The sequence below is a fragment of the Streptococcus sp. AS14 genome (assembly GCF_000286495.1).
GTDB lineage: Bacteria > Bacillota > Bacilli > Lactobacillales > Streptococcaceae > Streptococcus > Streptococcus sanguinis_P.
The window spans coordinates 282914-308615 of record NZ_ALKI01000012.1 but is presented as its reverse complement, the minus strand read 5'-3'; the positions used below and the strand labels follow the sequence as shown (position 1 = coordinate 308615).

Here is a 25702-nt window from a genome sequence, read left to right as displayed (position 1 = left end):
TATTCATTATAGCATATCTCTTGCAGACTATTTGCCAAAAACTTTCCTTATGACACTCTTATTAGATAGACTTACGTTATTAGAAAAAACGAACAAATCAACTTTTGTTCGTTTTCTAAATTCCATTAGGCTTTCACTTCGATAATTGCGTCGCCTTTAGCAAGAGCTCCTTCTGCTACTGGAGTCACAGAAGTGTAGTCAGCTGTGTTGGTAACGATGACCATAGTCGTATCATCCAGACCAGCGGCTGCAATTTTCTCAGCTTCAAATGTTCCCAGAACATCACCAGCTTTGACCTTGTCGCCTTGAGCAACTTTTTGGTCAAAACCTTCGCCGCCCATAGACACTGTGTCGATTCCGACGTGAATCAGAATTTCAGCACCATTGGCTGTCTTCAAACCATAAGCATGGCCAGTCGCGAATGCAATCGTAACTTCTGCATCAGCCGGAGCATAAACCACACCTTCGCTAGGTTTGATAGCAATTCCTTGCCCCATCGCTCCGCTAGAGAAAACAGGATCATCAACATCACTCAAAGCTACTGCCCGACCAATAATTGGAGAAATAATTGTTTCGTCTTGGAGGGCAGCTGGCACATTACCAGTTGTTTCTTCCTCAACCAGTTTTTCAGTTTCGGCTTTTTCATCTTTTTTATCAAGCGCAACTCTCAAAGCAACGCTAGGAATTGAAGCTTTTGATAAAACATCCGTCATTTTATCTTGCCACTCATCTTTCTCATCTTCAAAACCAAACATATACGTCAAAGCAAATCCAAGCGCAAATGATACAGCTACCATGAAGAGATATTGTAAGAGTTGTCCATTACCGATATAAAGCATTGTACCTGGGATGATAGTGATACCATTACCAGTACCAGCAAGTCCAAGGAGAGATGCCAAGCCACCACCAATTGCACCAGCAATCAATGAAAGGAAGAAGGGTTTGCGGTAACGCAAGTTAACCCCGAAGATAGCCGGCTCTGTAATACCAAGAAAGGCAGAAAGAGCAGCTGGGAAAGCAAGAGCTTTTAATTTAGGATTTTTCGTTTTGAACGCAACGGCTACAGTAGCTGCACCTTGGGCTGTCATGGCAGCAGTGATAATCGCATTAAATGGATTCACCTTATCAGTAGCGAGTAACTGAATTTCAAGCAAGTTGAAGATATGGTGAACACCTGATACGACAATCAATTGGTGAACTCCACCAATCACCAAACCACCTAAACCAAACGGTAAAGCAAGGATTGCTTTTGTTCCAAACAAAATGTAGTTTTCAACAACGTGGAATACTGGTCCTATGATGAAAAGTCCAAGGATAGACATTACAAAAAGTGTAACGAATGGAGTCACCAAGAGATCCAAGACATCTGGCACAACCTTGCGGAGAGCTTTTTCAAACTTAGCTCCAACAACCCCGATAATGAAGGCTGGAAGAACGGAACCTTGCAAACCAACAACCGGGATGAAGCCAAAGAATTTCATAGCAGTCACTTCACCACCAGATGCTACTGCCCAAGCGTTTGGAAGCGAGCCAGATACCAGCATCATCCCAAGGACGATACCAACAGCTGGATTTCCACCAAATACGCGGAAGGTTGACCAAACAACCAAGCCTGGTAAGATGATGAAGGCTGTATCTGTAAGGATTTCTGTATAGGTCTTCACATCATCTGGAAGCGTCATTCCAAGAGCGTTCAAGAGTCCACGCACACCCATGAAGAGACCTGTTGCTACGATAACTGGGATGATTGGCACAAATACGTCACCAAATGTACGGATGGCACGTTGGAACCAATTCCCTTGCTTAGCAGCTTCTGCTTTCATGTCATCTTTTGATGAAGTTGGCAAACCTAAGGCTACAACTTCATCATAGATTTTATTAACCGTACCGGTACCAAAGATAATCTGGTACTGGCCGGAGTTAAAGAAGGCACCCTGAACTTTTTCCAGATTTTCGACAGTGTTTTTGTCGATTTTACCCTCATCTTTAACCATCACGCGCAAGCGAGTCGCACAGTGAGCCACACTGTTGACATTCTCACGTCCACCAAGGGCTTCGATGACTTTTTTTGCAATTTCAGTATTATTCATTTGCAAAAATCTCCTTATAAATATTTTTAACTTTTTGAAAGCGATTTTATCACCTTTACGAATATTATTTTACCATGATTCAAAAATATGTCAAGCGTTTTGCAGAAAAAATATTTTTTTACTGTTAAATGTTGATTTTTCATCGGAAAACGTTTACTATAGTAATAAGAAATAATATGATTCGGAGGACAAAAGATTGGCTTGGACGACTGAAAAACGCTACAAACGCTATGAAGACTGGACTCAGGAAGAGCTACAGCAGATCAAAGAAAACATCGCTAAATCTCCTTGGCGGGCTAACTACCATGTGGAGCCTCAGACGGGGCTGCTCAATGATCCCAATGGCTTTTCTTATTTTGACGGCAAGTGGGTGGTTTTCTACCAAAACTTTCCTTTCGGAGCAGCTCACGGCCTCAAGTGCTGGGTCCAGATGGAAAGCGATGACCTAGTCCACTTCAAGGAAACTGGCCTTCGGGTGTTGCCAGATACTCCTCTGGACAGCCACGGTGCCTACTCTGGCTCTGCCATGCAGTTTGACGACAAGCTCTTTCTCTTCTACACTGGCAATGTTCGTGATGAGAATTGGGTGCGTCATCCTTATCAAATCGGTGCCTTGTTAGACAAATCAGGCAATCTCAAAAAAATTGACAAGGTCTTGATTGAGCAACCTGCTGAAGCGACCGACCACTTCCGCGATCCGCAGATTTTCAACTACAAAGGGCAATTCTATGCCATTGTCGGTGGGCAAAACCTAGATAAACAAGGATATATCAAGCTTTACAAAGCTGTTGATAACGACTATAGCAACTGGGAAGTCGTCGGCAATTTGGACTTCGCCAATGACAAGACAGCCTATATGATGGAGTGTCCAAACCTAGCCTTTATCAACGACCAACCAGTCCTGCTCTATTGCCCTCAAGGCTTGTCCAAGGAAGTACTGGACTATGGCAACATTTATCCAAACATGTATAAAATAGGTCAATCGTTTGACACAAATAACGCTACTTTGATTAATCCTAGCCCTATCCAAAATCTGGACTATGGCTTCGACTGCTACGCGACCCAAGCTTTTAACGCGCCTGACGGTCGTGCACTCGCTGTCAGCTGGCTAGGTTTGCCCGATGTGGAATACCCATCTGACCGCTTCGACCATCAAGGTGCCTTCTCTCTCGTCAAGGAATTAAGTCTGAAAGACGGAAAACTCTATCAATACCCAGTGCCTGCTATCAAGGACTTGCGAACAGAGGAACAGCCTTTCACTGCTTTAGCAGAAAGCAAGAACAGCTACGAACTAGAGTTGAATCTCGCTGCGGATACCGAACACGAAATCATCCTCTTTGCGGACAAGGATGGCAAGGGACTTTGCATCAACTTCGACCTCAAGTCAGGTCAAGTGACCATTGACCGCAGTCAAGCGGGTGAACTATTTGCTCTGGACTTTGGAACCATCCGAAGCTGTGATATTGACAAAGAAGCAACTAGTGCTACTATCTTCATCGATAAATCAATTTTTGAAATTTTCATCAATAAAGGAGAGAAAGTATTTTCCGGCCGTGTCTTCCCAAGAGAAGACCAGACAGGCATTGCCATTACCAAGGGCAATCCAACCGGTACTTACTATGAATTAGATTATGGTCGCAAAGCTAACTGATGTAGCAAAACTTGCAGGAGTCAGCCCCACAACTGTTTCCCGCGTCATCAACAGAAAAGGCTACTTATCCGAAAAAACGATTTCTAAGGTTGAGGCAGCCATGCGAGAGCTGGCCTACAAGCCTAACAATCTGGCGCGTAGCCTCCAAGGTAAATCAGCCCAGCTAATTGGACTCATTTTCCCTAATATCAGCAATGTCTTTTATGCAGAATTGATTGACAAGCTGGAGCATGAGCTCTTTAAACAGGGCTATAAAACTATCATCTGCAATAGTGAGCATGACTCTGATAAGGAGCGCGAATACCTTGAGATGCTGGAAGCCAACCAGGTGGACGGCATCATTTCTGGCAGCCACAATCTAGGCATCGAGGACTACAATCGCGTGACTGCTCCAATCATTGCCTTTGACCGCAATCTTTCGCCAGATATCCCAGTTGTTTCCTCAGACAACTATGGTGGCGGAGTACTGGCGGTTCAGACCTTGGTCAAGGCCGGAGCGCAAAACATCATCATGATTACTGGCAATGACAATTCCAACTCGCCAACCGGCCTGCGCCATGCTGGCTTTGCTTCCGTCCTGCCGGACGCACCGATTATCAACGTTTCCAGTGATTTTTCACCCGTCCGCAAGGAAATGGAAATCAAGCAAATTCTGACTCAGACCAAACCTGATGGCATTTTTACATCAGACGATCTGACAGCCATCTTAATTATGAAAGTCGCTCAGGAGCTGGACATCCAGATTCCTGAAGATTTAAAAATCATTGGCTACGATGGCACCTACTTTGTGGAGAACTACTACCCACAGCTAGCAACTATCAAACAGCCACTGAAAGATATCGCCCGTCTCTCTGTAGACCTACTCCTCAAAAAAATTGCCGGCCAAGAAGTCCAAACAACTGGCTATTTCCTGCCAGTCAGCCTCTTGCCCGGTAAGAGTGTTTAAAACTTATACAAACAAGGAAAGACGACCTCCATTATTGGAAGTCGTCTTTATTAGCCATAGTCTAAAAATTTCTCACAGGGCATTCATCAAATTATTACTCTTTCTTTCTAAAGGTTAACAGACCGGCCAAGAAAGCAAGGAAGCCACCTAAAAGTGCCAGCAGGGAAGTACTTGTTCCAGTTTTTGGCAAGTCTTTTTCTGTTTGGCTAGCCGCTTCTTTTACTTCTGAATCCAGAGCTTTTTGCCCATCCAAGTATAAAGCCTGAGGCTGAGCGTTAGCTGCAGAAGGGGCAGACAGCTGCTCTTCTTGAGCCGCTGGAGCTTGGGTTTTTTCTTCCTGAGCTGGGTTCGCTTTTCGAAGTCGCAAAATAGTCGCTGTGAGCGGAGCTAGGGCTAAACCATTGCTGTTTCTAGTGACACCTGCCGGGTCAGAAATGGCTGTCACTCCTGCCGTATTGCCATCTGCTACAACCTCTGCACCTGCTAGATGCTTGTAGGCTTCACCAAAGTTGAATTGTCGTTCCTTGGTGTCCGCATTGACAAAGACAGCATAAATATCGCCATTCGACGCAACTACTTGGTAGCCGAGAACAAGGTCTTCTTTCTCAACACCGTCCTTGCCAGGCTGGGTGATGAGGGTCACATTTTGCTCCACTTCATCTTTGGAGCTACGGGTAAAGGCATCCGTTGATTTCCGCAAGGCAATCAAGCCTTTCATATAGGCCCGACTCTTGGCATTTTCAGGGAACTTCTCTGAATCAGTCGCCTTGGTCCAGTCAAAATGGTTGACCGCGTCGCTCGAATCATAAGAATCATGGATGAAATACGGATAGTCAAACGGTGTGCCGTCCTCATAGGTCAACAAATGCGCTTTATTTGGAACCTTGTCTTCAGAGACAGGATATTTGTAGGCAGGATCGCGGAATTGCTTGGTCCGGCCGTACTCTTGACCAGAGTGGATAAATGGTGTCCCTTGCGAAGTCAGAATCATCAGATTTCCCAGACGCAGGCGGCGATGAATCTCTTGATAATTGGCAGCCACTGCCGGATCTTTCTTGATTGACTGAGCAATGATATCAAAGAGCGTCAGATTATCATGGGCTGCGATGTATTGGATCACATCTCCTGGGCTATCCGCCTCAAAATTGGTTGGCTGCGCCTTGATGTTTTTGAAGACATTTTCCACACTGCGTTTGCCACCGGTGATAAAGGCTGGTGTTCCCTCATTTGGATAACCTGATTTCAAGGTATTGCGAATATCATCTGAGAAGACTGCTACCGTGTCTGTTGACTTCATCCAAGATTGGTCAGCCGGCTGGACAGCTTTATTTTCATCACCTGCATAAGTCTTCCAGCCCTCACCCAGCATAATGAGATTTGGATTAAGTTTCTTGGCTTCTTCAAAGGCTTTTTGGATGGACTCAGCATCGTGGTCCCCCATCATATCAAAGCGGAAGCCATCTACCTTGTACTGCTCTGTCAGGTACTTGATCGAATCCACCAAGACCCGTCTGCTCATATAGTGAGTAGTACCCAAGCGGCCGCCACCAAAGCTTGATCTCGGTGTACCATCCGCATCCATAAAGTGGTAGTAATTGGGCTCCAAATCTTCAAAGATTGAGGTCTTAGCCGTGTGATTATAGACCACATCCATGATAACGCCCATGCCACGCTTATGAATTTCGTTGACAAGGTTTTTGAATTCCTCAATGCGCTTGGCTGGATCTGTCGGTGCGCTGGAATACATACCTGTCAGCGAAAAATAGTTTTGCGGGTCATAGCCCCAGTTGTAGTTACTGTTGCTGGAAGCGTACTTGTCCATGCGCTCAGCATTTTTCAGCTCATTTACAAAGTAATAACTTAGAACTGGCAAGAGCTGAACATGGGTCACTCCCAAGTCTTTCAAATAATCCAATTTCTCAATGAAAGCTGAGAAGGTTCCAAATTGAGATTTCAAATCCTTTGAAATAGCCGGATCAGAGGTGAAATCACGAACATGCGCCTCATAAATCAAAGCATCTTCCCGCTTCTTAAAGTTCGGAATAGTAGCATAGGTCAGGTCTTTCGGTCCATATTCACTTGGATCTACAAAGGCTGCCTTGGCAATCTTGTAGGCATCCCCCTTATCCGCATCTTCACTGTTCCAAGCAGCTAAAGACTTGGCATAAGGATCCAGCACAAGAACCTTTTTGCCACCGCGAGTAATTTCATAATGATAGAAATACCCACGATAGTCAGAAATTCCTAGACCACTCTCAGGTGTCAAGCTACTGGTCCATGTTCCAGACTCCTCTTTCTGCATAGCCAGGCGTCCAATGACCTTGTTCTGATCTTCTTTGTCATAGACCACCAAATCAACTTGGTCCGCACTTGGTGACCAGAAGGTTAGGTCCACTTGTTTGCCCGCTTGAGAAACACGTGCTCCCAAATCACCATCATACTTGTAGATACTATCCTTCAGCTGCCAGTTCATGCTGGTTTTGAATTGATCATTGCCATATTTGATAAGGTAAGGTGACTGGGCTTGGTTAAAATCACCAATGAATTTGGCGCTTTTAGTCTTAGGATCCAGAACTACATCTTTAACAACGACTTCATGGCCATCTTTGTCTGTAATCTTTAAGTTCTTTAAAATATCTTCTTTTTTAGCACTCTCTAAGGTAGAAAAGCTAGCTTCAATCTCGGTCAATCCTACATGCTGGGCCCCCGTCATACGAATATCATTGACAAAGTAAGGGTTTGTATAAACTGTCGGATCCGCATCACGCAAGAAAATCTGGCTGTTTTTCTCCAAATTCGTGAAATTATAATCCTGATTCTGAATCTTCACATCATCTCCTGATTTGCTTTCGTCTAGAAGCAAAAAGCCAATCATCTTAGCAGCATCTTTCAAGGGAACATCTACATAGCGACCATATTTCCCAGTATTTTCAAAATCCACTCCGTCAGGCCAATTCTTGCTTGGGTTTTGGACATCTCCCCAGAGCCAGAGCGACTTCTTATCATACTGCCCATCTGTACGATAGTAGTTGATTCGAACCATCCCTTTTTTCAAAGGCTCATAAGTATGAGGTTGATAGTCTGTGTCAAACCAAACCTCATTCATCTGAGGACTGAGCAGCTCAACTGTCTTATCACCCGTAATATTTTGCCCTGCTGTATTATTGATTAGAAGGCTGATTTTGCTTCTTTTCTCAGCCATCTTGACATCAAGATAATAGCCATAGTCATCTTCTTTAGCAGTCGCAAAGCTAGTCGCTCCGGTCGGCCAACCTCCCTTTTGGCTAGAAGGCGTCTCAACATCATCCCAAGTCCACAGGCCCAAGCTATCTAGATTTTGTGACGGCAAGGTTTTGAAATGAAAGCGAATATTGCCTTCTTCGATAGCATCTTTCGCCGAAGCTTGCGGCTGACTAACTGGTTCTTGCTTGTCTTTTTCACTTGGATTTGCAGCTTCTTGACCAGCACTTTCTGAACCTGCACTAGCTGGAGCTTGATCTGCTAGCACACCAGTTGGAGCAGCCTGCTCTGAAGTTCCCGCTCCTGAACTATCTGCCTCTCCAGTTTTTTCTTCATCTGCTGACTTAGGTAGGGCTGCCGCATTTGCATCAGAGACTGCTTCTGTTGCTGGGCTGGTAGCTGTGCTCGCCTCATCCGCTCGGACTAATTGGGCGTTTCCCAATAGGAATCCTGAGGCAATGACAACAGAGGCTACTCCTACTTTTAAGCGACGGATGCCAAAATAATGACGCTTCTCGCCCATCCGAGACTGTAGGTGATCGTTATTTTTCATAAACAGAAAACTCCTTTATTTTTTCTTATAGAGAACATCTATGCAAACGTTTTCTGTATTTATTATACCGATTCTTTTTCAAGTTGTAAAGGCTTTCAATAAGAGTTTTTCTCACTCGGATATTTCATGTTCTCTGAGCGGATTTTAATAATTCGATAAGCTATTTGCGATTCAAACAACAATAGGCAAACAAAAAGGCCAAGACACTTATCTCGACCTTCATTTTATTCAACGATAAATTGACTCAAAATCCCATTAATGAACTTACTGGACTTTTCGTCAGAGAATTGCTTGGAAAGCTCAATGGCTTCGTTGACTGCTACCAGCTGTGGGGTATCAAACTCTGTAATCTCAAAAATACCCAGGCGCAGGATATTTTTTTCGACTAGCGTCAGACGATCCACTGTCCAGCCCTTTTTGAGGTGCTGGGCAATTTTCTTGTCCAAGTCGTCCTTGGACTGGACCACACCGGAGACCAGATTGAGCAAGAAGGCTGGAATATCAGCTTCCGCCACTTTGTCTGCCTCTTCGTCCTTATCATAAGAATAGGCAAAGCGACAAGCTTCTACAAGATCCCCTTCATACTCTAGGCTCATCAGGGCCTGAAAAGCCCTCTGGCGCAGACCTCTTCTGGATTCCAACAATATATCAGTCATTGAGGAAGTCCTCATCAAATAGATCTTTCAAGTCTGGCTTCGGTGCCTTTTCTGGAACAATGCCTGCCACATGGATATTGACAGCAGACAGCTCTACCTCAGCCATGTCAAAAACAGCACTTTTTACAGCCTTCTGGATTGCTACTGCAACAGTTGGAACGCTGACACCGTATTCCAAATACAGGTAGATGTCTACAGTCACATCACCTGTCTCATCAGTATGGAGCGATACTCCGCGACCGAGTGAGCGCATAGAAAGACTGTCTGACATACTCTTATTTGCGAAGGAATAAACACCTTCTACCTTTGCCGTTGCAATGGCAATAATTTTTTCCAAAACACGTGGCGCAATGACGATTTCACCTAATTGTTCAGCTGCCATAGTTATTACCTCTTCTATATTATGCGCGAGAAACGTAAGTTCCTTCTGCAGTGTTGATGATTAATTTTTGTCCAACTTCGATGAAGTCTGGTACGTTGACAACAAGACCTGTCTCAAGTGTTGCTGGCTTACCAGATCCAGTAACAGTAGCTCCCTTGATAGATGGCTGAGTATCTGTTACGACCAATTCAACTGTTGTTGGTACTGTCACACCAATCACTTCTGTTCCGTAGAACTGGATTTTCACATCAGAGTTTTCAAGGATGAATTTCAATTCTTCTTCTACATTGACTACTGGAATTTCATATTGATCGTAAGTCTCAGTATTCATGAAATATGCAGTGTCATCCATTTGGTACAAGTATTGAGCTGGAACAGTTTCAATAATGGCTTGTTCAAATTTTTCTTCTGGACGGTAGCTGGTATCAAAGGTAGAGCCAGTACGAACATCGCGTAGCTTCATACGCATAATCGTATTTCCCTTACCTGGCTTGTGGTGGCTCGCTTCCAAAACGCGGATGAGTTTTCCATCAGCTGTTTCGAAGGTCATTCCAGCTTTCAGCTTACTTGCTTCAATCATTCTATATTACCTCTTTTTAAAATTATATTTCTACTTATTCTATCATAAAGCCTGATAATTCTCAAATAACAATCAACTCTTTCGGCGCAAGAGTTAGGACTTCGCAGCCTGTTTCTGTGATGAGGAGATCGTCTTCGATGCGGACGCCGTATTTACCGTCCAGATAAATACCCGGCTCATCAGTCAGGACCATGCCTACCTCAATCGGCTCTTCTGACTTGCCGAAGTATGGAATCTCATGGATATCCAGACCGATACCGTGACCAATCCCATGGCTAAAGTAAGGACCGTAACCAGCATCGTTAATAATCTGGCGCGGAATCTGGTCAAAATCAATTCGGCTAAGCCCAGCCTTGGCTGCTTTTATCAGGGCTTGATTGCTGCGCAGGACAATATCATAAATCTCCCGCTCCTCATCCGTCACCTGCCCCACATGAACAGTCCGCGTCATATCACTGACATAGTGATTGTAGTAGCAGCCAAAGTCCATGGTCAGGGTTTCACCCTTTTGAATGACCTTGTCACTAGCCACACCATGCGGCATAGCAGAGCGGTAACCCGAAGCGATGATGAAATCAAAAGAGGCACCTGAAGCACCTAGCTGCCGCATACGGGCATCTAAAAAGTTCATAACAGCCAGCTCTGTCGTCTCACCAGGCTTGATAAAATCCAGCACATCTAGGAAAGCTTGATCCGAAATCTGACAGGCCTTGCGAATGGTCGCGATTTCTTGCTCATCTTTAATCATGCGCAGATTTTCAATAAAGCCCGTCATGGGAACCAACTCGTAGGCAGAGAAGACACTTTCCAGCATTTTGAAGTAAGCATAGGAAATCTCATCCTCAAAACCGATTTTTTGCAGCTTGTCATCCGCAATAATCTTGACAATCTCTCCAATCGCGTCGCGCGATTCCACAATATCAAAACCTTGGACTACTCCCTTGGCAATCAGCGTATAGCGCGCATCCGTCAGAAAAATCCGACGATTCTTGCTGATGAAAACCGTCGCTTCTGTCCCGCTGAAACCAGTCAGATAGTAAATATTTTTCAGATTGGTTACTAAAACAGCATCGCAGTCTGTCTGAGCCAATGCTGCTTCAAACTTTTCAACTCTTGATAACATGAGGCACCTCCGTGAAATAACTAAGCTTATTATATCAAAAAACCAGTCAAATAGGACATTTTTTGACAAACCTTATCCAGGAATTAGAATCCAACGAGCATTCTCTGACACAAAAAATCCCTGTTTTTAATATCAAACAGGGATTTGATGAATTATTTTACGTGCAGCTTGCCTTTCAAATATTGACCGGTATAGCTGGCTGGATTAGCTGCGACTTCTTCCGGTGTCCCCGTCGCAATAATCGTACCGCCACCGACACCGCCTTCCGGTCCCAAATCAATGATATGGTCCGCTGTCTTGATAACATCCAAATTGTGCTCGATAACGAGTACTGTATTGCCATCGTCCACAAAGCGTGATAGCACTTGAAGGAGCTTGGCAATATCTTCAGAATGCAGACCCGTGGTCGGCTCATCCAAGATATAGAAGGACTTACCAGTCGAGCGCTTGTGAAGTTCGCTGGCCAGCTTCATCCGCTGGGCTTCACCACCTGACAAGGTCGTGGCTGGCTGCCCTAGAGTCACATAGCCTAGTCCCACGTCCTTGATAGTCTGGAGTTTGCGGGCAATCTTAGGAATATGCTGGAAGAATTCTACCGCATCATTGACCGTCATGTCCAGAACCTGAGCGATATTCTTCTCCTTGTAGTGAACCTCTAGAGTTTCGCTATTATAACGGGTGCCGTGGCAGACCTCACAGGCCACATAGACGTCAGGCAGGAAGTGCATCTCAATCTTGATAATCCCATCACCCGAGCAGGCTTCACAGCGGCCTCCCTTGACGTTAAAGCTGAAACGGCCCTTCTTGTAGCCGCGAATCTTGGCTTCATTGGTCTTGGCAAAAAGATCTCGAATATCGTCAAAGACTCCAGTATAAGTGGCCGGATTAGAGCGCGGTGTCCGACCAATCGGACTTTGGTCGATATCAATCAGTCTGTCCACATGCTCAATACCGCTGATTTTCTTGAACTTACCTGGCTTAGCAGAGTTGCGGTTGAGTTTTTGAGCAATGGCTTTTTTAAGGATAGAGTTGACCAGCGTTGACTTACCGGATCCAGAAACTCCCGTCACAGCGATGAATTTGCCCAAGGGGAATCTGGCCGTGATATTCTGCAGATTATTTTCCTGAGCACCAGTCACTTCGATAAAGCGGCCATTGCCTACACGGCGTTCCAATGGCACTGGTATTTCGCGCTTACCTGACAGGTATTGGCCTGTGATGGATTTCTTGCTCTTGGCTACTTGTGCAGGAGTGCCAGCTGCGACGATTTCACCACCGAAAACACCGGCTCCTGGTCCCACATCAATCAGCCAGTCAGCCTCCCGCATGGTATCCTCATCGTGCTCAACCACAATGAGGGTATTGCCCAGGTCGCGCATCTTCTTAAGGCTGGCAATCAGGCGGTCATTGTCACGCTGGTGCAAGCCAATAGAGGGCTCGTCCAGGATATAGAGGACACCACTCAAGTTAGAACCAATCTGAGTCGCCAGACGAATCCGCTGGCTCTCACCTCCTGATAGAGTCCCAGCCGAGCGAGACAAAGTCAGGTAATTGAGGCCAACATTATTAAGGAAGGTCAGGCGGTCATGAATTTCTTTGAGAATAGGCCGCGCAATCGTAGCTTCATTGTCAGTCAAGCTAAGCTTGTCCAACTGAAGCAAATGATCAGCAATGGACAAGTCTGAAATCTCACCGATATGCAAGCCGTCTTCGCCGCCAACCTTGACAGACAAGGCCTGAGGGCTGAGTCGATAACCGTGACAAGCCGCACAGGTTAGCTCATTCATATAAGCCCGCATCTGCGTCCGAGTAAAATCACTATTGGTCTCATGGTAGCGACGGTTGATATTGGTGACAACCCCCTCAAAAGGAATGTCAATATCGCGCACGCCGCCAAATTCATTTTCATAGTGGAAATGGAACTCCCGTCCATCTGAGCCAAAGAAAATCAGCTGCTTTTCTTCCTCCGTCAGCTCCTCAAATGGCTTGTCCATATCAATGCCAAAGGCTGCCATGGCCTGCTCCAGCATCTGCGGATAGTAGTTGGAGGAGATGGGATTCCAAGGCGCTAGCGCTCCTTCGCGCAAGGTCTTGCCAGCTTCTGGCACAACCATATCTAGATCCACCTCCAGCTTAACCCCCAGACCATCACAGTCCGGACAGGAGCCAAAAGGCGCATTGAAAGAAAAGAGTCGCGGCTCTAGCTCTGGCACTGTAAAACCACAAACAGGGCAGGCATAGTGTTCAGAAAAGAGTAGCTCTTGATCGTCCATAGTGTCAATCACCACATAGCCCTCAGCAATCCGCAGAGCTGCTTCAACCGAGTCAAAGAGGCGGCTGCGCACCCCTTCCTTGATAACAATTCTGTCTACTACGACCTCAATATCATGTTGCTTGCTCTTAGAAAGCTCTGGCACTTCCGTCACATCGTAAATACCGCCATCCACGCGCACACGGACATAGCCGTCCTTCTGAATCTTATCAAAAACGGTCTTATGCTGACCTTTTTTCTTGCGGATGACTGGCGCTAATATCTGCAACCGCTGACGATCTGGCAATTCCAAGACCTTGTCAACAATCTGTTCAACAGATGAAGCCGTAATAGCTCCATGACCGTTGATACAGTATGGCGTCCCAACACGAGCATAGAGCAGGCGCAGGTAATCATTGATTTCAGTGGCAGTTCCCACCGTTGAGCGCGGATTTTTACTGGTCGTCTTCTGGTCGATGGAAATAGCCGGGCTGAGACCATCAATCGAGTCCACATCCGGCTTTTCCATATTGCCTAAAAACTGCCGAGCATAGGCCGATAGACTCTCCACATAGCGGCGCTGCCCCTCAGCATAGAGGGTATCAAAAGCCAGACTAGACTTGCCCGAACCAGACAGCCCCGTCACCACGACTAGCTTGTCCCGTGGAATTTCTACATCAATATTTTTTAAATTATGAGCTCGCGCTCCATGAATCACAATTTTATCTTGCATCTTGACCTCGTTTCACTTATAAACCTTCTCCATTATAACAAATTTTTGTGCAAACTTTTGCCCCAAAAGCCCGAATTTGTAGTATAATAGTACGGTATGCAAAAAACACTCTGGAAAGGAAAAAGATCATGAAGCAAGTCTTTTTATCAACTACGACAGAATTCAAAGAGATTGATGCGCTCGAATCAGGCTCTTGGATCAATCTTGTCAATCCTTCCCAGAGTGAATCAATCGAAATCGCTAACGCCTTTGGTATTGACATTACTGACCTGCGAGCGCCACTCGATGCGGAAGAAATGTCTCGGGTTACGATAGAGGATGAGTACACGCTGATCATCGTTGACGTGCCCATCACAGAGGAGCGGAATAACCAGACTTACTATGTCACGATCCCCCTTGGTATTATCATCACGGAAGAGGCGATTATTACCACTTGTTTGGAAAAATTACCTCTGCTGGACATCTTCATTCACCGGCGCCTGCGCAACTTCTATACTTTTATGAAGTCACGTTTTATCTTTCAGATTCTCTACCACAATGCTGAGCTATATCTGACAGCCCTGCGTTCCATTGACCGCAAGAGTGAGCAGATTGAGAGCCAACTGCACAAGTCCACGCGAAATGAAGAACTGATTGAGCTCATGGAGTTGGAAAAGACCATCGTCTATTTCAAAGCCTCCCTTAAGACAAATGAGCGCGTGATTAAGAAGCTGACCAGCTCCACCAGCAATATCAAGAAATATCTGGAAGACGAGGACTTGCTGGAAGATACACTGATTGAAACCCAGCAGGCCATTGAGATGGCTGATATCTACGGCAACATTCTCCACAGTATGACTGAGACCTTTGCCTCTATCATTTCTAATAACCAGAACAATATCATGAAAGCCTTGGCTCTGGTGACCATCGTCATGTCTATCCCGACCATGATTTTCTCGGCCTATGGGATGAACTTCAAAAATAACGAACTGCCTCTCAACGGTGAACCACATGCCTTCTGGATTATCATGTTCATCGCCTTTGCCATGAGTGCTTCGGTCATGGCTTATCTCATGCACAAAAAACTATTTTAACCTTTAGAAAGAACGCCTATGTCACAAGTATCCCTCGACAAACTCAGCAAAAAAAACAAAGAATTTATCCATATCGCGACTAACCAACTCCTGCAAGACGGCAAATCCGACCAGGAAATCCAGACTATCTTAGAAGGCATTCTGCCGGAAATCCTGGAAAATCAAACCAAGGGAATCACTGCCCGCGGCCTCTACGGAGCCCCGACTACTTGGGCAGCTTCTTTGACCGCAAAAGAGCGCTATGATGCCGAGCATCCAAAGGAAAATGACGATCCTAAATGGATGATGCTGGACTCTGTCCTCTTTATCTTTGGTTTCTTTACCCTCCTGACCTCTATCGTCAATCTGGCTTCCTCTCAGCCATCTGTCTATGGACTGACGACTCTCGTACTCGGAAGCATCGTCGGTGGCCTTTCTTTCTATGCTCTCTACCACTTTATCTACCGTTTCTACGGACCAGATAAGGACCGTAGCCAGCGCCCTAAACTGCTCAAGTCTATCCTTACCATGGCAGCGGCTATTCTCCTATGGAGCATGTCCATCGTCTTAACCAGCCTCCTGCCTGAATTCCTCAATCCCCGCCTGTCCAATGTCGTAGTTGCTATTGTCGGCGCTATCACTCTAGCCCTTCGCTTCTATCTCAAAAAGCGCTTCAACATCAAGAGTGCGACTATGGGACCGACGAGATATTAATATCACACAAAAAGAGGTCAGTGACCTCTTTTTGATTTGCTTCGAAAATATTTCCAATAAAGAGAGTAGGGAATGGGCAAACCGAGAATCAACCAAAAGCGATTGACAACAATGTCCGCCTTTCCTGCGCTGTTAAAATGAATGGGAACCTGCTCTGGCAGCAGGCAGATAAGCAGAAATAAGGTTACTGCTAAGAGAAACAAAACGAATAAATCTTTCTTTTTCATTAGCCATGGACCTCCTTAAAATATCCTTGTTTTATTAAATGCCTATAAAGGACAACTGCCAAAAGCAAAAGTCCAAGAGCTGAGATTCGCAGCGATATCTCCAAGTCCATACCAAAGAGCAAGGAAAAGCAAATAGGGAACACAAGAACCAAGATGCTTATCCCTCCAGACAAGATAGCCGCAAAACTTTGCTTAATAACAATCATTTCATTGTCCCAGATGAACTTAGGATAATGAAAATTAACCACAAGTCCTTGGAGAGCTGTAAATAGAGAATAAGCCAGTGAAATAAGGACCAAATCCACTACTTGCAAGCCTCCTAGCGAGAAATGCCAAACCAGAACAGGCAAGCCAAGCAGCAAGGCTGTGAAGTGTAAGGACACCGTCAAGGCCAGCTTCGCCATTATTATCTGCCTCATAGAAACCGGGAATGTCTGAAGCAGCCAAATCTCTTCCCCCTCTAAGGAAATACTGACAGCTGCAGGATTGGAAATACTAAGACATCCAGCCAGTAATAGGGGTAAAAATTCTCGGCTATTCCTGAGTCCTATCGAAGAAAAGAGGGCATCAGGGCTCATAAAACAAAGCGAGATGGCTAAAACGATGATTAAAATAGTTCCCAGTCCACTATTGAGCATATAAAGATAGGAACTCATAAAATTCGCAATTTCTCTCCTATAAAGAGCCATAAAGGGAGACTTCTGCCTGCTTCTATAGACTTTGCTTTCTGACTTCACCCCTGTTATCATCTGATTCATTTTTAAATAATTTCTACTTAAATACCTTAGAAAAAGTCCTGTCAGCGCAAACGATATAAACATCAACAGAAGACTTGCCCACAAAAAATGCTGAGGGTTAAAAAATAAGCTTGCCGGAGGATAGAGAGAAGCCAGCTGCTTGGTAAGCAAGAGACTAACATTTTCCGCTGACATTCCAGCTCTCATAGCCCACATACTACCTGTTGCCAGCCCCAAAAGCAAGAGGAGAGAAAAAAGGAAGGCAACTAGATTTTTATGAGGGGTCTTTGAGGCCAAATAGGCTACGCACAAGCCGAGCAAAGAAGCTAAACAGAGAGGTAAAAGAGGAACAAATCCCATTAAAAGCAGATAAAGAAGCAACTCCAACAAGGACGCACCATAGCCAAACCAAACGAGGCCTGCTGGAAGCATGAGAAGGACGGAAAACACACTGTTCAAAAGATAAAGAAAAGCATATTTCTCATAGACGATTTCTCTAATACTGAGCGGCAATACGATGAGCCTGTCAAGTTCCTCTTGGTCAAACAAGATGCCATTTGACTGCATCAGACTGAAAAAGAAAATAATAAAACTAACCAAGGCAATCATATAGGCTGGAATCAAATTTGCCTGCCCCAACTTGACTAAACTCAAAGCCGTCAAAAGGTTATAGCCTGAAAATAGAAAAACAAGCAAGAAGAGCAGGCCAAGCTTAAAATACTTGCCCAACCTTCGTCCTTTCCTTAAATCATTAAGCGAAAATGTGCTGTATAATTGTACTTTTAAAAGCAAAAGAATATTAGTCATCTTCCTGTAACTCCATAAATACTTGTTCCAAACTGGATGCCCCCTTAACTTCAGAGGTCCTTCCATTAGCCACCAAACGTCCCTTTTGCAGAATTGCCACCTTATTGCAGAGTTCTTCCGCAACCTCTAAAACGTGAGTAGAAAAGAAAATCGCATGCCCTTGATCGGCTAACTCTCTCATGATCTGCTTAAAATAATATGCGCCTTTCGGATCTAAACCGACAAAAGGTTCATCTAAAATCAACAATTCTGGCTCATGCAAGAGGGCCGCTATTAGTGCCAATCGCTGCTTCATTCCATGTGAATAAGCTGATATCAATTGATCCAAAGACGTATCCAGCTCAAACATTTTAGAATACTTTTCTATAGCCGCTTGCCTCTTCTCCATAGAAACCCTATAAATGTCTGCTACAAAATCCAAAAACTGCCTTGCTGTCAGATTTTTATAAAGGTCTGGGTTATCCGGCAGAAACGCCATCTTTTTCTTACAAAGCAAGGGCTCCTTCCTGATTGAGTGCCCGCAGATATAAATCTCCCCTTTATCAAAATCATGAATCCCCACAATGGACTTAATGGTGGATGTCTTACCTGCTCCATTGGCGCCGATGAAGCCATAAATATCTCCAGGCTCCACCACCAGACTAAGATCATCCACTGCCTTTTTACCGTTGCTATATACTTTTGTTAAATGTTCTATTTTTAACATGAATTTCTCCTTTTATTTAAACTGACATCTTGTCAGTGTTATCGTAAAATTTTTTTAAATATCAGGATTAAAAGATTGAAGTCTCGAACTGACATTTTGTCAGTTATGCTTCTAAATAAAAGGCAGAAAACTGCCGATTATTCTAAAAAATAGATTCTTCTAATCCTAAGCTTCTTTCTAAGATTGCCTGGAAGCTGGTGAGATAATCCTGCAAAGTTTCTGGTTTTTCCTGACTCATCTTGATATCATTGGACACAAATACGTAGGCAGTCATGAGAAAAGAAGCCGTTTCATGCGGATATTTTAAATGAAAATCTCCAGATTTCTGTCCTTCCTCCAAGATATGAGTGAAGAAAACAATCATCCGCTCACAGAGTCTATGATAAAAGCGATCCAAGACATAACGATTTGTTTCTAAATTGACTGTTTCCTGCAAGACTTGATTTTCCTGTGTTCTGCTTTCCTCTGGGATAAGGGTCGCCTCAATAAAGGCTCTGATTTTTTCCTTGGCTCCAACATTTGGCTGATAGCTGATTTTTTCGAGCTTTCTCAGCAAGGGCTCAGAGTTCTTTTCAATCAGACAATAGAGAATATCTTCCTTATCCTTAAAATGATAGTAAAGCAGACCTCGAGAAATTCCAAGCTTATCAATAATGTCTTGAGTTCTTGTCTTTAGATAGCCCTTTTGGGCAAAGAGCTGCAAGGCTGCAGACATAATCTCCGCCCGTCGTACCTCTACTTCCTTGACATCACGCATGATTTCTGCCTCCTTGTGGTCAGTATAGCACTCCACTGACATTTTGTCAATGATAAAATAAAAAAACAGCAAGCCAGAGCCTGCTGTTAATCTAATTAGTCTTCATTTACGAAAGGCATCAAAGCCATTACGCGAGCGCGTTTGATAGCTGTTGTTACTTTACGTTGGTTTTTAGCTGAAGTTCCTGTTACGCGACGAGGAAGGATTTTCCCACGTTCTGAAACGAAACGGCTAAGAAGCTCAGTATCTTTGTAATCAACATATTCAATTTTGTTCGCTGCGATGTAATCAACTTTTTTACGGCGTTTGAATCCGCCACGACGTTGTTGAGCCATGTGTTTTCTCCTTTATATTATAGTTAGATTCGGTCCTTAAAATGGTAGATCGTCGTCTGAGATATCCATTGGGTTTGAATTGCCAAATGGGCTCTCATCACGAGAAAAGTTCGGTACTTGGTTAGACGAGTCTGCACTGCCATAACTTGGAGCAGAGCTGCCGCCAAAGCTGTTTCCACCGTATCCGCCAGATGACTGACCTTCACGATTAGAGCGACTTTCCAAGAGTTGGAAATTGTCCGCAACAACTTCTGTGACATAGACACGCTGGCCTTGCTGATTCTCGTAGTTACGCGTTTGAATACGGCCTGTAATTCCGATCAGGGCTCCTTTTTTGGCCCAGTTTGCAAGATTTTCTGCCTGCTGACGCCAGATGACAACATTGATAAAGTCCGCTTCTCGCTCGCCACTTTGATTTTTAAAGTTACGATTGACAGCCAGAGTAAATGTTGCAACCGCTTGGTTCTGCGGAGTATAGCGAAGCTCAGCATCACGGGTCATGCGACCCACCAGTACAACGTTATTAATCATAGTCTACCTTCTTAAGCGTCAAGTTTGACGATCATGTGACGAAGAATGTCAGCGTTGATTTTTGAAAGACGGTCAAACTCTTTAAGAGCTGCATCGTCGTTTGCTTCAACGTTAACGATGTGGTAAAGTCCTTCACGGAAATCTTGGATTTCGTATGCAAGACGACGTTTTTCCCAATCTTTTGATTCAACAACAGTTGCACCGTTGTCAGTCAAGATAGAGTCAAAGCGTGCTACCAAAGCGTTTTTAGCTTCTTCTTCAATGTTTGGACGAATAATATAAAGAATTTCGTATTTAGCCATTGATTTTTCCTCCTTTTGGTCTAATGACCCCGAGACTTTGCAAGGGGTAAGTGAGGTTTGCTCACAAATAACTATTATAGCAGACTTGCGGCAGAATGGCAAGGGAAAGTTTTGATATAAAAAAAACTCTCCCTGTCACCAGAGAGAGTCCGAAAAATACGATTCGTTTTTAGAGAGGCTAGACAATTCTTCCTTGGTCAACGACCAGTTTTCCAGCCTTGTAGACCTGATGGGTCAGGTTGGTCGCAAAGAAATAAAGTGGGTAGTCAATATTCTTAGCGTCTAGAATGGTAATGTCCGCCTGCTTACCAGTATCAAAGCTGCCAATCTTATCTTGACGGTTAACTGAGTAGGCCGCATTGATGGTTACAGCGTTGAGAACTTCTACTGGCGTCAGACGCATCATAAAGCAGCCCAGCTGCATGACGAACTGCAGATTAGCTGTCGGACAAGAGCCTGGATTGCTGTCGGTAGTCAGAGTGATAGCCATACCAGCTTCCAGCATCTTGCGAGCTGGTGCATAGGTATCTTCCATCAGACTGAAAGTAGTCGCTGGCAGGAGATTGCCGATAACCTTGGCTTCTGCCATCTTGCGAATGCCCTCATCGGTCGCTACCATCAAGTGCTCTGCACTAGTTGCTCCTAGCTCAGCTGCGACATCTACTCCACCGATAGACTCGATTTCATCAGCATGGATACGGAGCTTGAAGCCCATTTCCTTAGCCTTAGAAAGCAAGTAGCGTGACTCGTCAGCTGTAAAGACGCCTTTTTCACAGAAAATATCACAGAACTCAGCTAGATTTTCTGCTTTTACCCGAGGAAGCATTTCCTCGACGATGAGCTCCAGATATTCCTGAGAACGCCCCTTATATTCTGGTGGAACGGCGTGGGCAGCCATAAAGGTAGAAACGAGGTCGATCTCGTGGTCACGGTCCAGAGCTCCAACGACATCTAGCTGGCGCTTCTCTGTTTCCCAATCCAGACCATAGCCACTCTTGGCCTCAACAGTCGTCACCCCATGCAGCAGCATATAGTCCAGCAGTCTCTTAGACTTATCATAGAGAGTGTCAAAAGAAGCTTCTCGCGTCGCCCGGACCGTACTGAGAATACCGCCGCCTTGGGCAAGAATTTCCAGATAAGGGACCCCGGCTAACTTCTTAGCAAATTCATGCTCCCGGCTGCCACCATAGACTAAGTGAGTATGGCAGTCGATCAAGCCAGGCGTAGCAATCTTGCCCTCATAAGACTGAATCTTAGTATCTGGTCCAATCAGACTGGCATCCGGATCTCCGCTGCCAACTGCTAGAATTTTGCCGTCTTTGACTGCAATGTAGCCGTCTTCCAAGACCTGAGCTTCCTTCATCTCCTCGCCAAAAAGGGGATGGCCAAGATCCTTGGGACAGAAGACTTGATTAAAGTGAGTTAATAGTAAATCAGCAGTCATGCTTGTTCCTCCATTTCATTTTCCGACATATTTGCTTTTCATCATAATACACTATCGTCAAATTATAGTCAAAAGCTTGTAAAAGATAGGAGTCCCACTTTTTTTACTGTTTTTGTCATTTTCTTGACTCTTTATGGACGGGAGTCTTATAGAATGTAGGAGAAAGATATTTTACACTTGACTAAAAGGAGGATTTTCCATGTCATACTTTAGCGAAAATGAAATTGCAGCAGCAATGACCGTCAAATTAGACGATGTACTGCCTGAAAACACAGTTTTCCAAGAAGGCATCCGTCGAGCACCTGACCGGGGCTTCCGTTTGACTCAAGCTCAAACCGAAATTGCGCTTAAAAATGCCCTTCGCTATATTCCAAAGAGATTCCATGAGGAAGTAATTCCAGAATTCTTAGAAGAACTGAAAACTCGCGGACGGATTTATGGCTACCGCTGGCGTCCAAAAGAACGCATCTACGGCAAGCCAATTGACGAGTACAAAGGGAACTGTACTGCAGCCAAGGCTATGCAGGTCATGATTGACAACAACCTGAGCTTTGAAATCGCCCTTTATCCTTATGAATTGGTTACTTATGGGGAAACTGGATCTGTCTGCGCTAACTGGATGCAGTACAACCTGATCAAGAAATACTTGGAAATCATGACCGACCATCAAACCTTGGTCGTGGAATCTGGCCATCCACTTGGACTTTTCAAATCTAAACCAGAAGCACCTCGTGTTATCATCACCAACGGCCTCTTGGTCGGTGAATATGACAATATGAAGGACTGGGAAATTGCAGAAGAAATGGGTGTCACCAACTATGGTCAAATGACAGCCGGCGGCTGGATGTACATCGGTCCTCAAGGTATCGTCCATGGTACTTTCAACACTCTCCTCAATGCTGGACGCTTGAAACTAGGCGTAGCTGATGACGGCGACCTGACTGGCAAACTCTTCATCTCTTCTGGTCTGGGCGGCATGAGTGGAGCTCAAGGGAAAGCGGCCGAAATTGCTAAAGCTGTGGCAATCGTAGCTGAAGTAGACCAATCTCGGATTGAAACTCGTCATTCACAAGGCTGGATTAGCCAATTGGCTGAAAGTCCGAAGGAAGCCATCGACTTGGCTCAAAAAGCTCTGGAAGCTGGCGAATCAACTTCTATTGCCTATCATGGTAACATCGTAGACCTCTTAGAATATGTTAACGAGAACAATATCCATGTCGATTTGCTGTCTGACCAAACTTCTTGCCACAATGTTTATGACGGCGGTTACTGTCCAGCTGGTATCAGCTTTGAAGAGCGGACTCGCCTCCTAGCTGAAGACAAGGAAACCTTTGCTAAGTTGGTTGACCAAACCTTGGAACGTCACTTCAAGGCAATCAAGGCCTTGACTAACAACGGCACCTACTTCTTTGACTACGGTAATGCCTTTATGAAGGCAGTCTATGACTCTGGCATCAAGGAAATTTCTAAGAATGGCTTTGACGACAAAGACGGCTTCATCTGGCCTTCTTATGTAGAAGATATCATGGGGCCAATGCTCTTTGACTATGGTTATGGTCCTTTCCGTTGGGTATGTCTGAGCGGTAAGCACGAAGATCTAGTCGCTACTGACCATGCAGCTATGGAAGTGATTGACCCTAACCGTCGCTACCAAGACCGCGATAACTATAACTGGATCCGTGATGCTGAGAAGAACCAGTTGGTTGTTGGAACTCAGGCTCGGATTCTCTACCAAGACTGTATGGGACGCGTCAATATCGCCCTCAAGTTCAATGAATTAGTACGCGAAGGCAAGATTGGTCCTGTCATGATTGGTCGTGACCACCACGACGTATCTGGTACTGACTCTCCATTCCGTGAAACTTCTAATATCAAGGACGGTTCTAATGTTACCTGCGACATGGCCGTGCAATGTTACGCTGGTAACGCAGCTCGTGGTATGAGTCTGGTAGCTCTCCATAACGGTGGCGGAACTGGTATCGGTAAAGCAATCAACGGTGGCTTTGGCTTGGTACTGGACGGCAGCGAACGAATCGACGAAATCATCAAATCTGCTATCGCTTGGGATACGATCGGCGGAGTTGCACGTCGTAACTGGGCTCGCAATGAGCATGCTATTGAGACAGCTATAGAGTACAACCGCCTCCACCAAGGAACAGACCACATTACCATTCCGTACTTAACTGACGAAGATTTGGTCAAAGAATCTGTTAAGAAGTTGTTCGAATAAGAAAAACTTGTCCCCCGACTTCCGACCTGAGCTGGGTATCAACCTAGCTCAGCTGGAAGTTCCACTTTATTCACTTTGTAATTTTAATAATATATATCACGAGGTAATATCTTATGGCAAAAATTGTTGAATGTATTCCTAACTTTTCTGAAGGCCGCAATCAAGCGGTTATTGACGGTCTAGTTGAAGTAGCTAAGAGCGTGCCAGGCGTAACACTTTTGGACCACTCTTCTGATGCCAGCCACAACCGCAGCGTCTTTACCTTGGTCGGTGATGACCAAAACATTCAGGAAGTTGCTTTCCGTTTGGTTAAATACGCTTCTGAAAATATTGACTTGACCAAACACCAAGGTGAACACCCTCGTATGGGCGCAACTGATGTCCTGCCTTTTGTACCGATCAAGGACATCACAAGTGAGGAATGCGTAGAAATTGCGAAGACCGTATCTGAACGGATCAACCGCGAGCTCGGTATTCCTATCTTCCTCTATGAAGATGCAGCGACTCGTCCAGAACGTAAGAACTTGGCTAAGGTCCGTAAAGGACAGTTTGAAGGCATGCCTGAAAAACTCTTGGAACCTGACTGGGCGCCTGACTACGGTGAAAGAAAGATTCACCCAACTGCTGGTGTTACTGCTGTCGGTGCTAGAATGCCACTCATCGCCTACAACATCAACTTGGATACAGACGATCTAGAAATTGCCAACAATATTGCCAAAATCATCCGTGGATCAAGCGGTGGCTACAAGTATTGTAAAGCTATCGGTGTTATGCTGGAAGACCGCAACATTGCTCAGGTTTCTATCAACATGGTCAATCTGGAAAAATTCCCACTCTATCGTGTCTTTGAAACTGTTCGCTTTGAAGCTAAGCGCTACGGAGTTGGAATCCTCGGCTCAGAAGTCATCGGTTTGGCTCCAGCCAAGGCTTTGATTGACGCAGCAGAATACTATCTGCAAATTGAGGATTTTGACTACGGCAAGCAAGTTCTGGAAAACCATTTGCTGGGCTAGGAGGACAGAAACCTATGAAATTAGTAGATTTAAGCTTGACAGCATTTGCCCAAGTCCTAGGCTCAGACGCTCCTGCACCAGGAGGTGGCTCTGCCGCTGCTCTTTCAGCAGCGAACGGTATTTCCCTGACTAAGATGGTCTGTGAATTGACCCTTGGCAAGAAAAAATACGCAGAATTTGAAGCAGAAATTGCTCAAGTGCACGCAGAAAGCGCCCGCCTGCAAGAAAGCTTGCTCACAGCTATTGACAAGGACACTGAAGCCTTCAATCTAGTCTCTGCCGTCTTTGATATGCCTAAGGAAACGGAGGAAGACAAGGCTGCCCGTCGAGAAGCTATGCAGCAAGCCCTCAAGGAAGCGACCAAGTCACCTTATGGCATGATGGAAGACATCTTGGCTGCCCTGCAAACAACCCAAAAGGCTGTCGGCAAGTCCAATACCAACGCTGCCAGCGACCTAGGGGTAGCAGCTCTCAACCTTAAGGCTGGTCTGCAAGGGGCTTGGCTCAATGTCCTCATCAACCTGTCAGGTGTCAAGGATGAAGCATTCGTCGCAGACTACCGCAGCAAGGGTGAAGAGCTACTGCAAAAAGGCTGCGCTCTAGCCGATGAAATTTATCAAGAAATTTTGAAAGTTGTCTAAT

General features: G+C 45.0%; 22 protein-coding genes. 7 read left to right on the top strand and 15 right to left on the bottom strand.

Going from position 1 to position 25702, the window contains the following annotated elements; translation table 11 throughout:
* Positions 1-125: 125 nt before the first annotated feature.
* On the bottom strand, positions 126-2090 hold the full coding sequence (locus tag HMPREF1150_RS05675; RefSeq protein ID WP_009659837.1) for a sucrose-specific PTS transporter subunit IIBC: 1965 nt from the start codon (positions 2088-2090) through the stop codon (positions 126-128).
* A gap of 196 nt (positions 2091-2286) precedes the next feature.
* Between HMPREF1150_RS05675 and HMPREF1150_RS05680 the strand changes: the two genes are divergently transcribed.
* Together HMPREF1150_RS05680 and HMPREF1150_RS05685 are read left to right on the top strand one after the other, a co-directional pair.
* Complete coding sequence (locus HMPREF1150_RS05680; protein ID WP_009659735.1) at positions 2287-3741, top strand: sucrose-6-phosphate hydrolase; 1455 nt, start codon at positions 2287-2289, stop codon at positions 3739-3741.
* On the top strand, positions 3722-4687 hold the full coding sequence (locus HMPREF1150_RS05685; protein WP_009659632.1) for a LacI family DNA-binding transcriptional regulator: 966 nt from the start codon (positions 3722-3724) through the stop codon (positions 4685-4687). The genes HMPREF1150_RS05680 and HMPREF1150_RS05685 overlap by 20 nt, the downstream gene beginning before the upstream one ends.
* Before the next feature lie 94 nt (positions 4688-4781).
* Here HMPREF1150_RS05685 and HMPREF1150_RS05690 read toward each other — a convergent pair whose 3' ends face one another.
* From HMPREF1150_RS05690 to uvrA, 6 genes are all read right to left on the bottom strand, one after another.
* Positions 4782-8480, bottom strand: coding sequence for a pullulanase (locus tag HMPREF1150_RS05690; RefSeq protein WP_009659630.1), 3699 nt, complete (start codon positions 8478-8480; stop codon positions 4782-4784).
* A gap of 224 nt (positions 8481-8704) precedes the next feature.
* Positions 8705-9136: a transcription antitermination factor NusB gene (nusB, locus tag HMPREF1150_RS05695; protein ID WP_002919615.1), complete on the bottom strand. Its 432-nt coding sequence runs from the start codon at positions 9134-9136 to the stop codon at positions 8705-8707.
* Positions 9129-9518, bottom strand: coding sequence for an Asp23/Gls24 family envelope stress response protein (locus HMPREF1150_RS05700; protein ID WP_002896484.1), 390 nt, complete (start codon positions 9516-9518; stop codon positions 9129-9131). Before HMPREF1150_RS05700 ends, nusB begins: the two co-directional genes overlap by 8 nt.
* A gap of 19 nt (positions 9519-9537) precedes the next feature.
* Positions 9538-10098 carry an elongation factor P gene (gene efp, locus HMPREF1150_RS05705; RefSeq protein WP_002896485.1) on the bottom strand — a complete coding sequence of 187 codons (561 nt, stop codon included), beginning with the start codon at positions 10096-10098 and terminating at the stop codon, positions 9538-9540.
* Between the two features lie 61 nt (positions 10099-10159).
* On the bottom strand, positions 10160-11221 hold the full coding sequence (locus HMPREF1150_RS05710) for a Xaa-Pro peptidase family protein (protein ID WP_009659619.1): 1062 nt from the start codon (positions 11219-11221) through the stop codon (positions 10160-10162).
* 152 nt (positions 11222-11373) lie between these two features.
* Complete coding sequence (gene uvrA / locus HMPREF1150_RS05715; protein WP_009659826.1) at positions 11374-14205, bottom strand: excinuclease ABC subunit UvrA; 2832 nt, start codon at positions 14203-14205, stop codon at positions 11374-11376.
* 128 nt (positions 14206-14333) lie between these two features.
* Here uvrA and HMPREF1150_RS05720 point away from each other — a divergent pair, with 128 nt between their 5' ends.
* Together HMPREF1150_RS05720 and HMPREF1150_RS05725 are read left to right on the top strand one after the other, a co-directional pair.
* Entirely contained in the window at positions 14334-15278 is a 945-nt protein-coding gene (locus tag HMPREF1150_RS05720; RefSeq protein WP_002926651.1) for a magnesium transporter CorA family protein, read from the top strand.
* Between the two features lie 18 nt (positions 15279-15296).
* The gene (locus tag HMPREF1150_RS05725) at positions 15297-15971 is read left to right on the top strand and encodes a DUF1129 domain-containing protein (RefSeq protein ID WP_002901378.1); all 675 of its coding nucleotides are present in this window, start codon (positions 15297-15299) and stop codon (positions 15969-15971) included.
* Between the two features lie 17 nt (positions 15972-15988).
* Here the strand turns inward: HMPREF1150_RS05725 and HMPREF1150_RS05730 are convergent, their stop codons facing one another.
* The 8 genes from HMPREF1150_RS05730 to hutI all read right to left on the bottom strand — a co-directional run bounded on the left by HMPREF1150_RS05730 (position 15989) and on the right by hutI (position 21817).
* The gene (locus HMPREF1150_RS05730; protein ID WP_002896491.1) at positions 15989-16198 is read right to left on the bottom strand and encodes a DUF1648 domain-containing protein; all 210 of its coding nucleotides are present in this window, start codon (positions 16196-16198) and stop codon (positions 15989-15991) included.
* Positions 16198-17808 carry a hypothetical protein gene (locus HMPREF1150_RS05735; RefSeq protein ID WP_032905437.1) on the bottom strand — a complete coding sequence of 537 codons (1611 nt, stop codon included), beginning with the start codon at positions 17806-17808 and terminating at the stop codon, positions 16198-16200. Before HMPREF1150_RS05735 ends, HMPREF1150_RS05730 begins: the two co-directional genes overlap by 1 nt.
* The gene (locus tag HMPREF1150_RS05740; RefSeq protein ID WP_009659807.1) at positions 17735-18448 is read right to left on the bottom strand and encodes an ABC transporter ATP-binding protein; all 714 of its coding nucleotides are present in this window, start codon (positions 18446-18448) and stop codon (positions 17735-17737) included. The genes HMPREF1150_RS05735 and HMPREF1150_RS05740 overlap by 74 nt, the downstream gene beginning before the upstream one ends.
* Before the next feature lie 142 nt (positions 18449-18590).
* Positions 18591-19247, bottom strand: coding sequence for a TetR/AcrR family transcriptional regulator (locus HMPREF1150_RS05745; RefSeq protein WP_198002701.1), 657 nt, complete (start codon positions 19245-19247; stop codon positions 18591-18593).
* A gap of 53 nt (positions 19248-19300) precedes the next feature.
* On the bottom strand, positions 19301-19540 hold the full coding sequence (rpsR, locus tag HMPREF1150_RS05750; RefSeq protein ID WP_000068664.1) for a 30S ribosomal protein S18: 240 nt from the start codon (positions 19538-19540) through the stop codon (positions 19301-19303).
* A 36-nt stretch (positions 19541-19576) separates the two neighbouring features.
* Complete coding sequence (locus HMPREF1150_RS05755; protein ID WP_002896496.1) at positions 19577-20071, bottom strand: single-stranded DNA-binding protein; 495 nt, start codon at positions 20069-20071, stop codon at positions 19577-19579.
* An 11-nt stretch (positions 20072-20082) separates the two neighbouring features.
* Positions 20083-20373 carry a 30S ribosomal protein S6 gene (rpsF, locus tag HMPREF1150_RS05760; RefSeq protein WP_002896497.1) on the bottom strand — a complete coding sequence of 97 codons (291 nt, stop codon included), beginning with the start codon at positions 20371-20373 and terminating at the stop codon, positions 20083-20085.
* A 178-nt stretch (positions 20374-20551) separates the two neighbouring features.
* Entirely contained in the window at positions 20552-21817 is a 1266-nt protein-coding gene (gene hutI, locus HMPREF1150_RS05765) for an imidazolonepropionase (protein WP_009659681.1), read from the bottom strand.
* A 199-nt stretch (positions 21818-22016) separates the two neighbouring features.
* On the opposite strand from hutI, the gene HMPREF1150_RS05770 reads away from it, so the two are divergent.
* From HMPREF1150_RS05770 to HMPREF1150_RS05780, 3 genes are all read left to right on the top strand, one after another.
* Positions 22017-24047, top strand: coding sequence for a urocanate hydratase (locus HMPREF1150_RS05770; protein WP_009659690.1), 2031 nt, complete (start codon positions 22017-22019; stop codon positions 24045-24047).
* A gap of 113 nt (positions 24048-24160) precedes the next feature.
* Positions 24161-25060 (top strand): glutamate formimidoyltransferase, encoded by a 900-nt coding sequence (ftcD, locus tag HMPREF1150_RS05775; RefSeq protein WP_009659810.1) that lies wholly within the window; start codon positions 24161-24163, stop codon positions 25058-25060.
* 14 nt (positions 25061-25074) lie between these two features.
* Positions 25075-25701 carry a cyclodeaminase/cyclohydrolase family protein gene (locus tag HMPREF1150_RS05780; RefSeq protein ID WP_009659633.1) on the top strand — a complete coding sequence of 209 codons (627 nt, stop codon included), beginning with the start codon at positions 25075-25077 and terminating at the stop codon, positions 25699-25701.
* Position 25702 lies beyond the last annotated feature (1 nt).

Excerpts from the sequence above, each read along its gene's own strand:
- HMPREF1150_RS05735 (WP_032905437.1), bottom strand. The coding sequence starts at position 17,808 with ATGGAAGGACCTCTGAAGTTAAGGGGGCATCCAGTTTGGAACAAGTAT.
- HMPREF1150_RS05745 (WP_198002701.1), bottom strand. The coding sequence starts at position 19,247 with ATGTCAGTGGAGTGCTATACTGACCACAAGGAGGCAGAAATCATGCGT.
- HMPREF1150_RS05725 (WP_002901378.1), top strand. The coding sequence starts at position 15,297 with ATGTCACAAGTATCCCTCGACAAACTCAGCAAAAAAAACAAAGAATTT.
- HMPREF1150_RS05690 (WP_009659630.1), bottom strand. The coding sequence starts at position 8,480 with ATGAAAAATAACGATCACCTACAGTCTCGGATGGGCGAGAAGCGTCAT.
- HMPREF1150_RS05730 (WP_002896491.1), bottom strand. The coding sequence starts at position 16,198 with ATGAAAAAGAAAGATTTATTCGTTTTGTTTCTCTTAGCAGTAACCTTA.
- ftcD (WP_009659810.1), top strand. The coding sequence starts at position 24,161 with ATGGCAAAAATTGTTGAATGTATTCCTAACTTTTCTGAAGGCCGCAAT.
- HMPREF1150_RS05700 (WP_002896484.1), bottom strand. The coding sequence starts at position 9,518 with ATGGCAGCTGAACAATTAGGTGAAATCGTCATTGCGCCACGTGTTTTG.
- uvrA (WP_009659826.1), bottom strand. The coding sequence starts at position 14,205 with ATGCAAGATAAAATTGTGATTCATGGAGCGCGAGCTCATAATTTAAAA.
- nusB (WP_002919615.1), bottom strand. The coding sequence starts at position 9,136 with ATGACTGATATATTGTTGGAATCCAGAAGAGGTCTGCGCCAGAGGGCT.
- HMPREF1150_RS05710 (WP_009659619.1), bottom strand. The coding sequence starts at position 11,221 with ATGTTATCAAGAGTTGAAAAGTTTGAAGCAGCATTGGCTCAGACAGAC.
- rpsR (WP_000068664.1), bottom strand. The coding sequence starts at position 19,540 with ATGGCTCAACAACGTCGTGGCGGATTCAAACGCCGTAAAAAAGTTGAT.
- HMPREF1150_RS05720 (WP_002926651.1), top strand. The coding sequence starts at position 14,334 with ATGAAGCAAGTCTTTTTATCAACTACGACAGAATTCAAAGAGATTGAT.
- hutI (WP_009659681.1), bottom strand. The coding sequence starts at position 21,817 with ATGACTGCTGATTTACTATTAACTCACTTTAATCAAGTCTTCTGTCCC.
- HMPREF1150_RS05675 (WP_009659837.1), bottom strand. The coding sequence starts at position 2,090 with ATGAATAATACTGAAATTGCAAAAAAAGTCATCGAAGCCCTTGGTGGA.
- HMPREF1150_RS05755 (WP_002896496.1), bottom strand. The coding sequence starts at position 20,071 with ATGATTAATAACGTTGTACTGGTGGGTCGCATGACCCGTGATGCTGAG.
- HMPREF1150_RS05685 (WP_009659632.1), top strand. The coding sequence starts at position 3,722 with ATGGTCGCAAAGCTAACTGATGTAGCAAAACTTGCAGGAGTCAGCCCC.
- HMPREF1150_RS05780 (WP_009659633.1), top strand. The coding sequence starts at position 25,075 with ATGAAATTAGTAGATTTAAGCTTGACAGCATTTGCCCAAGTCCTAGGC.
- HMPREF1150_RS05740 (WP_009659807.1), bottom strand. The coding sequence starts at position 18,448 with ATGTTAAAAATAGAACATTTAACAAAAGTATATAGCAACGGTAAAAAG.
- HMPREF1150_RS05770 (WP_009659690.1), top strand. The coding sequence starts at position 22,017 with ATGTCATACTTTAGCGAAAATGAAATTGCAGCAGCAATGACCGTCAAA.
- rpsF (WP_002896497.1), bottom strand. The coding sequence starts at position 20,373 with ATGGCTAAATACGAAATTCTTTATATTATTCGTCCAAACATTGAAGAA.
- efp (WP_002896485.1), bottom strand. The coding sequence starts at position 10,098 with ATGATTGAAGCAAGTAAGCTGAAAGCTGGAATGACCTTCGAAACAGCT.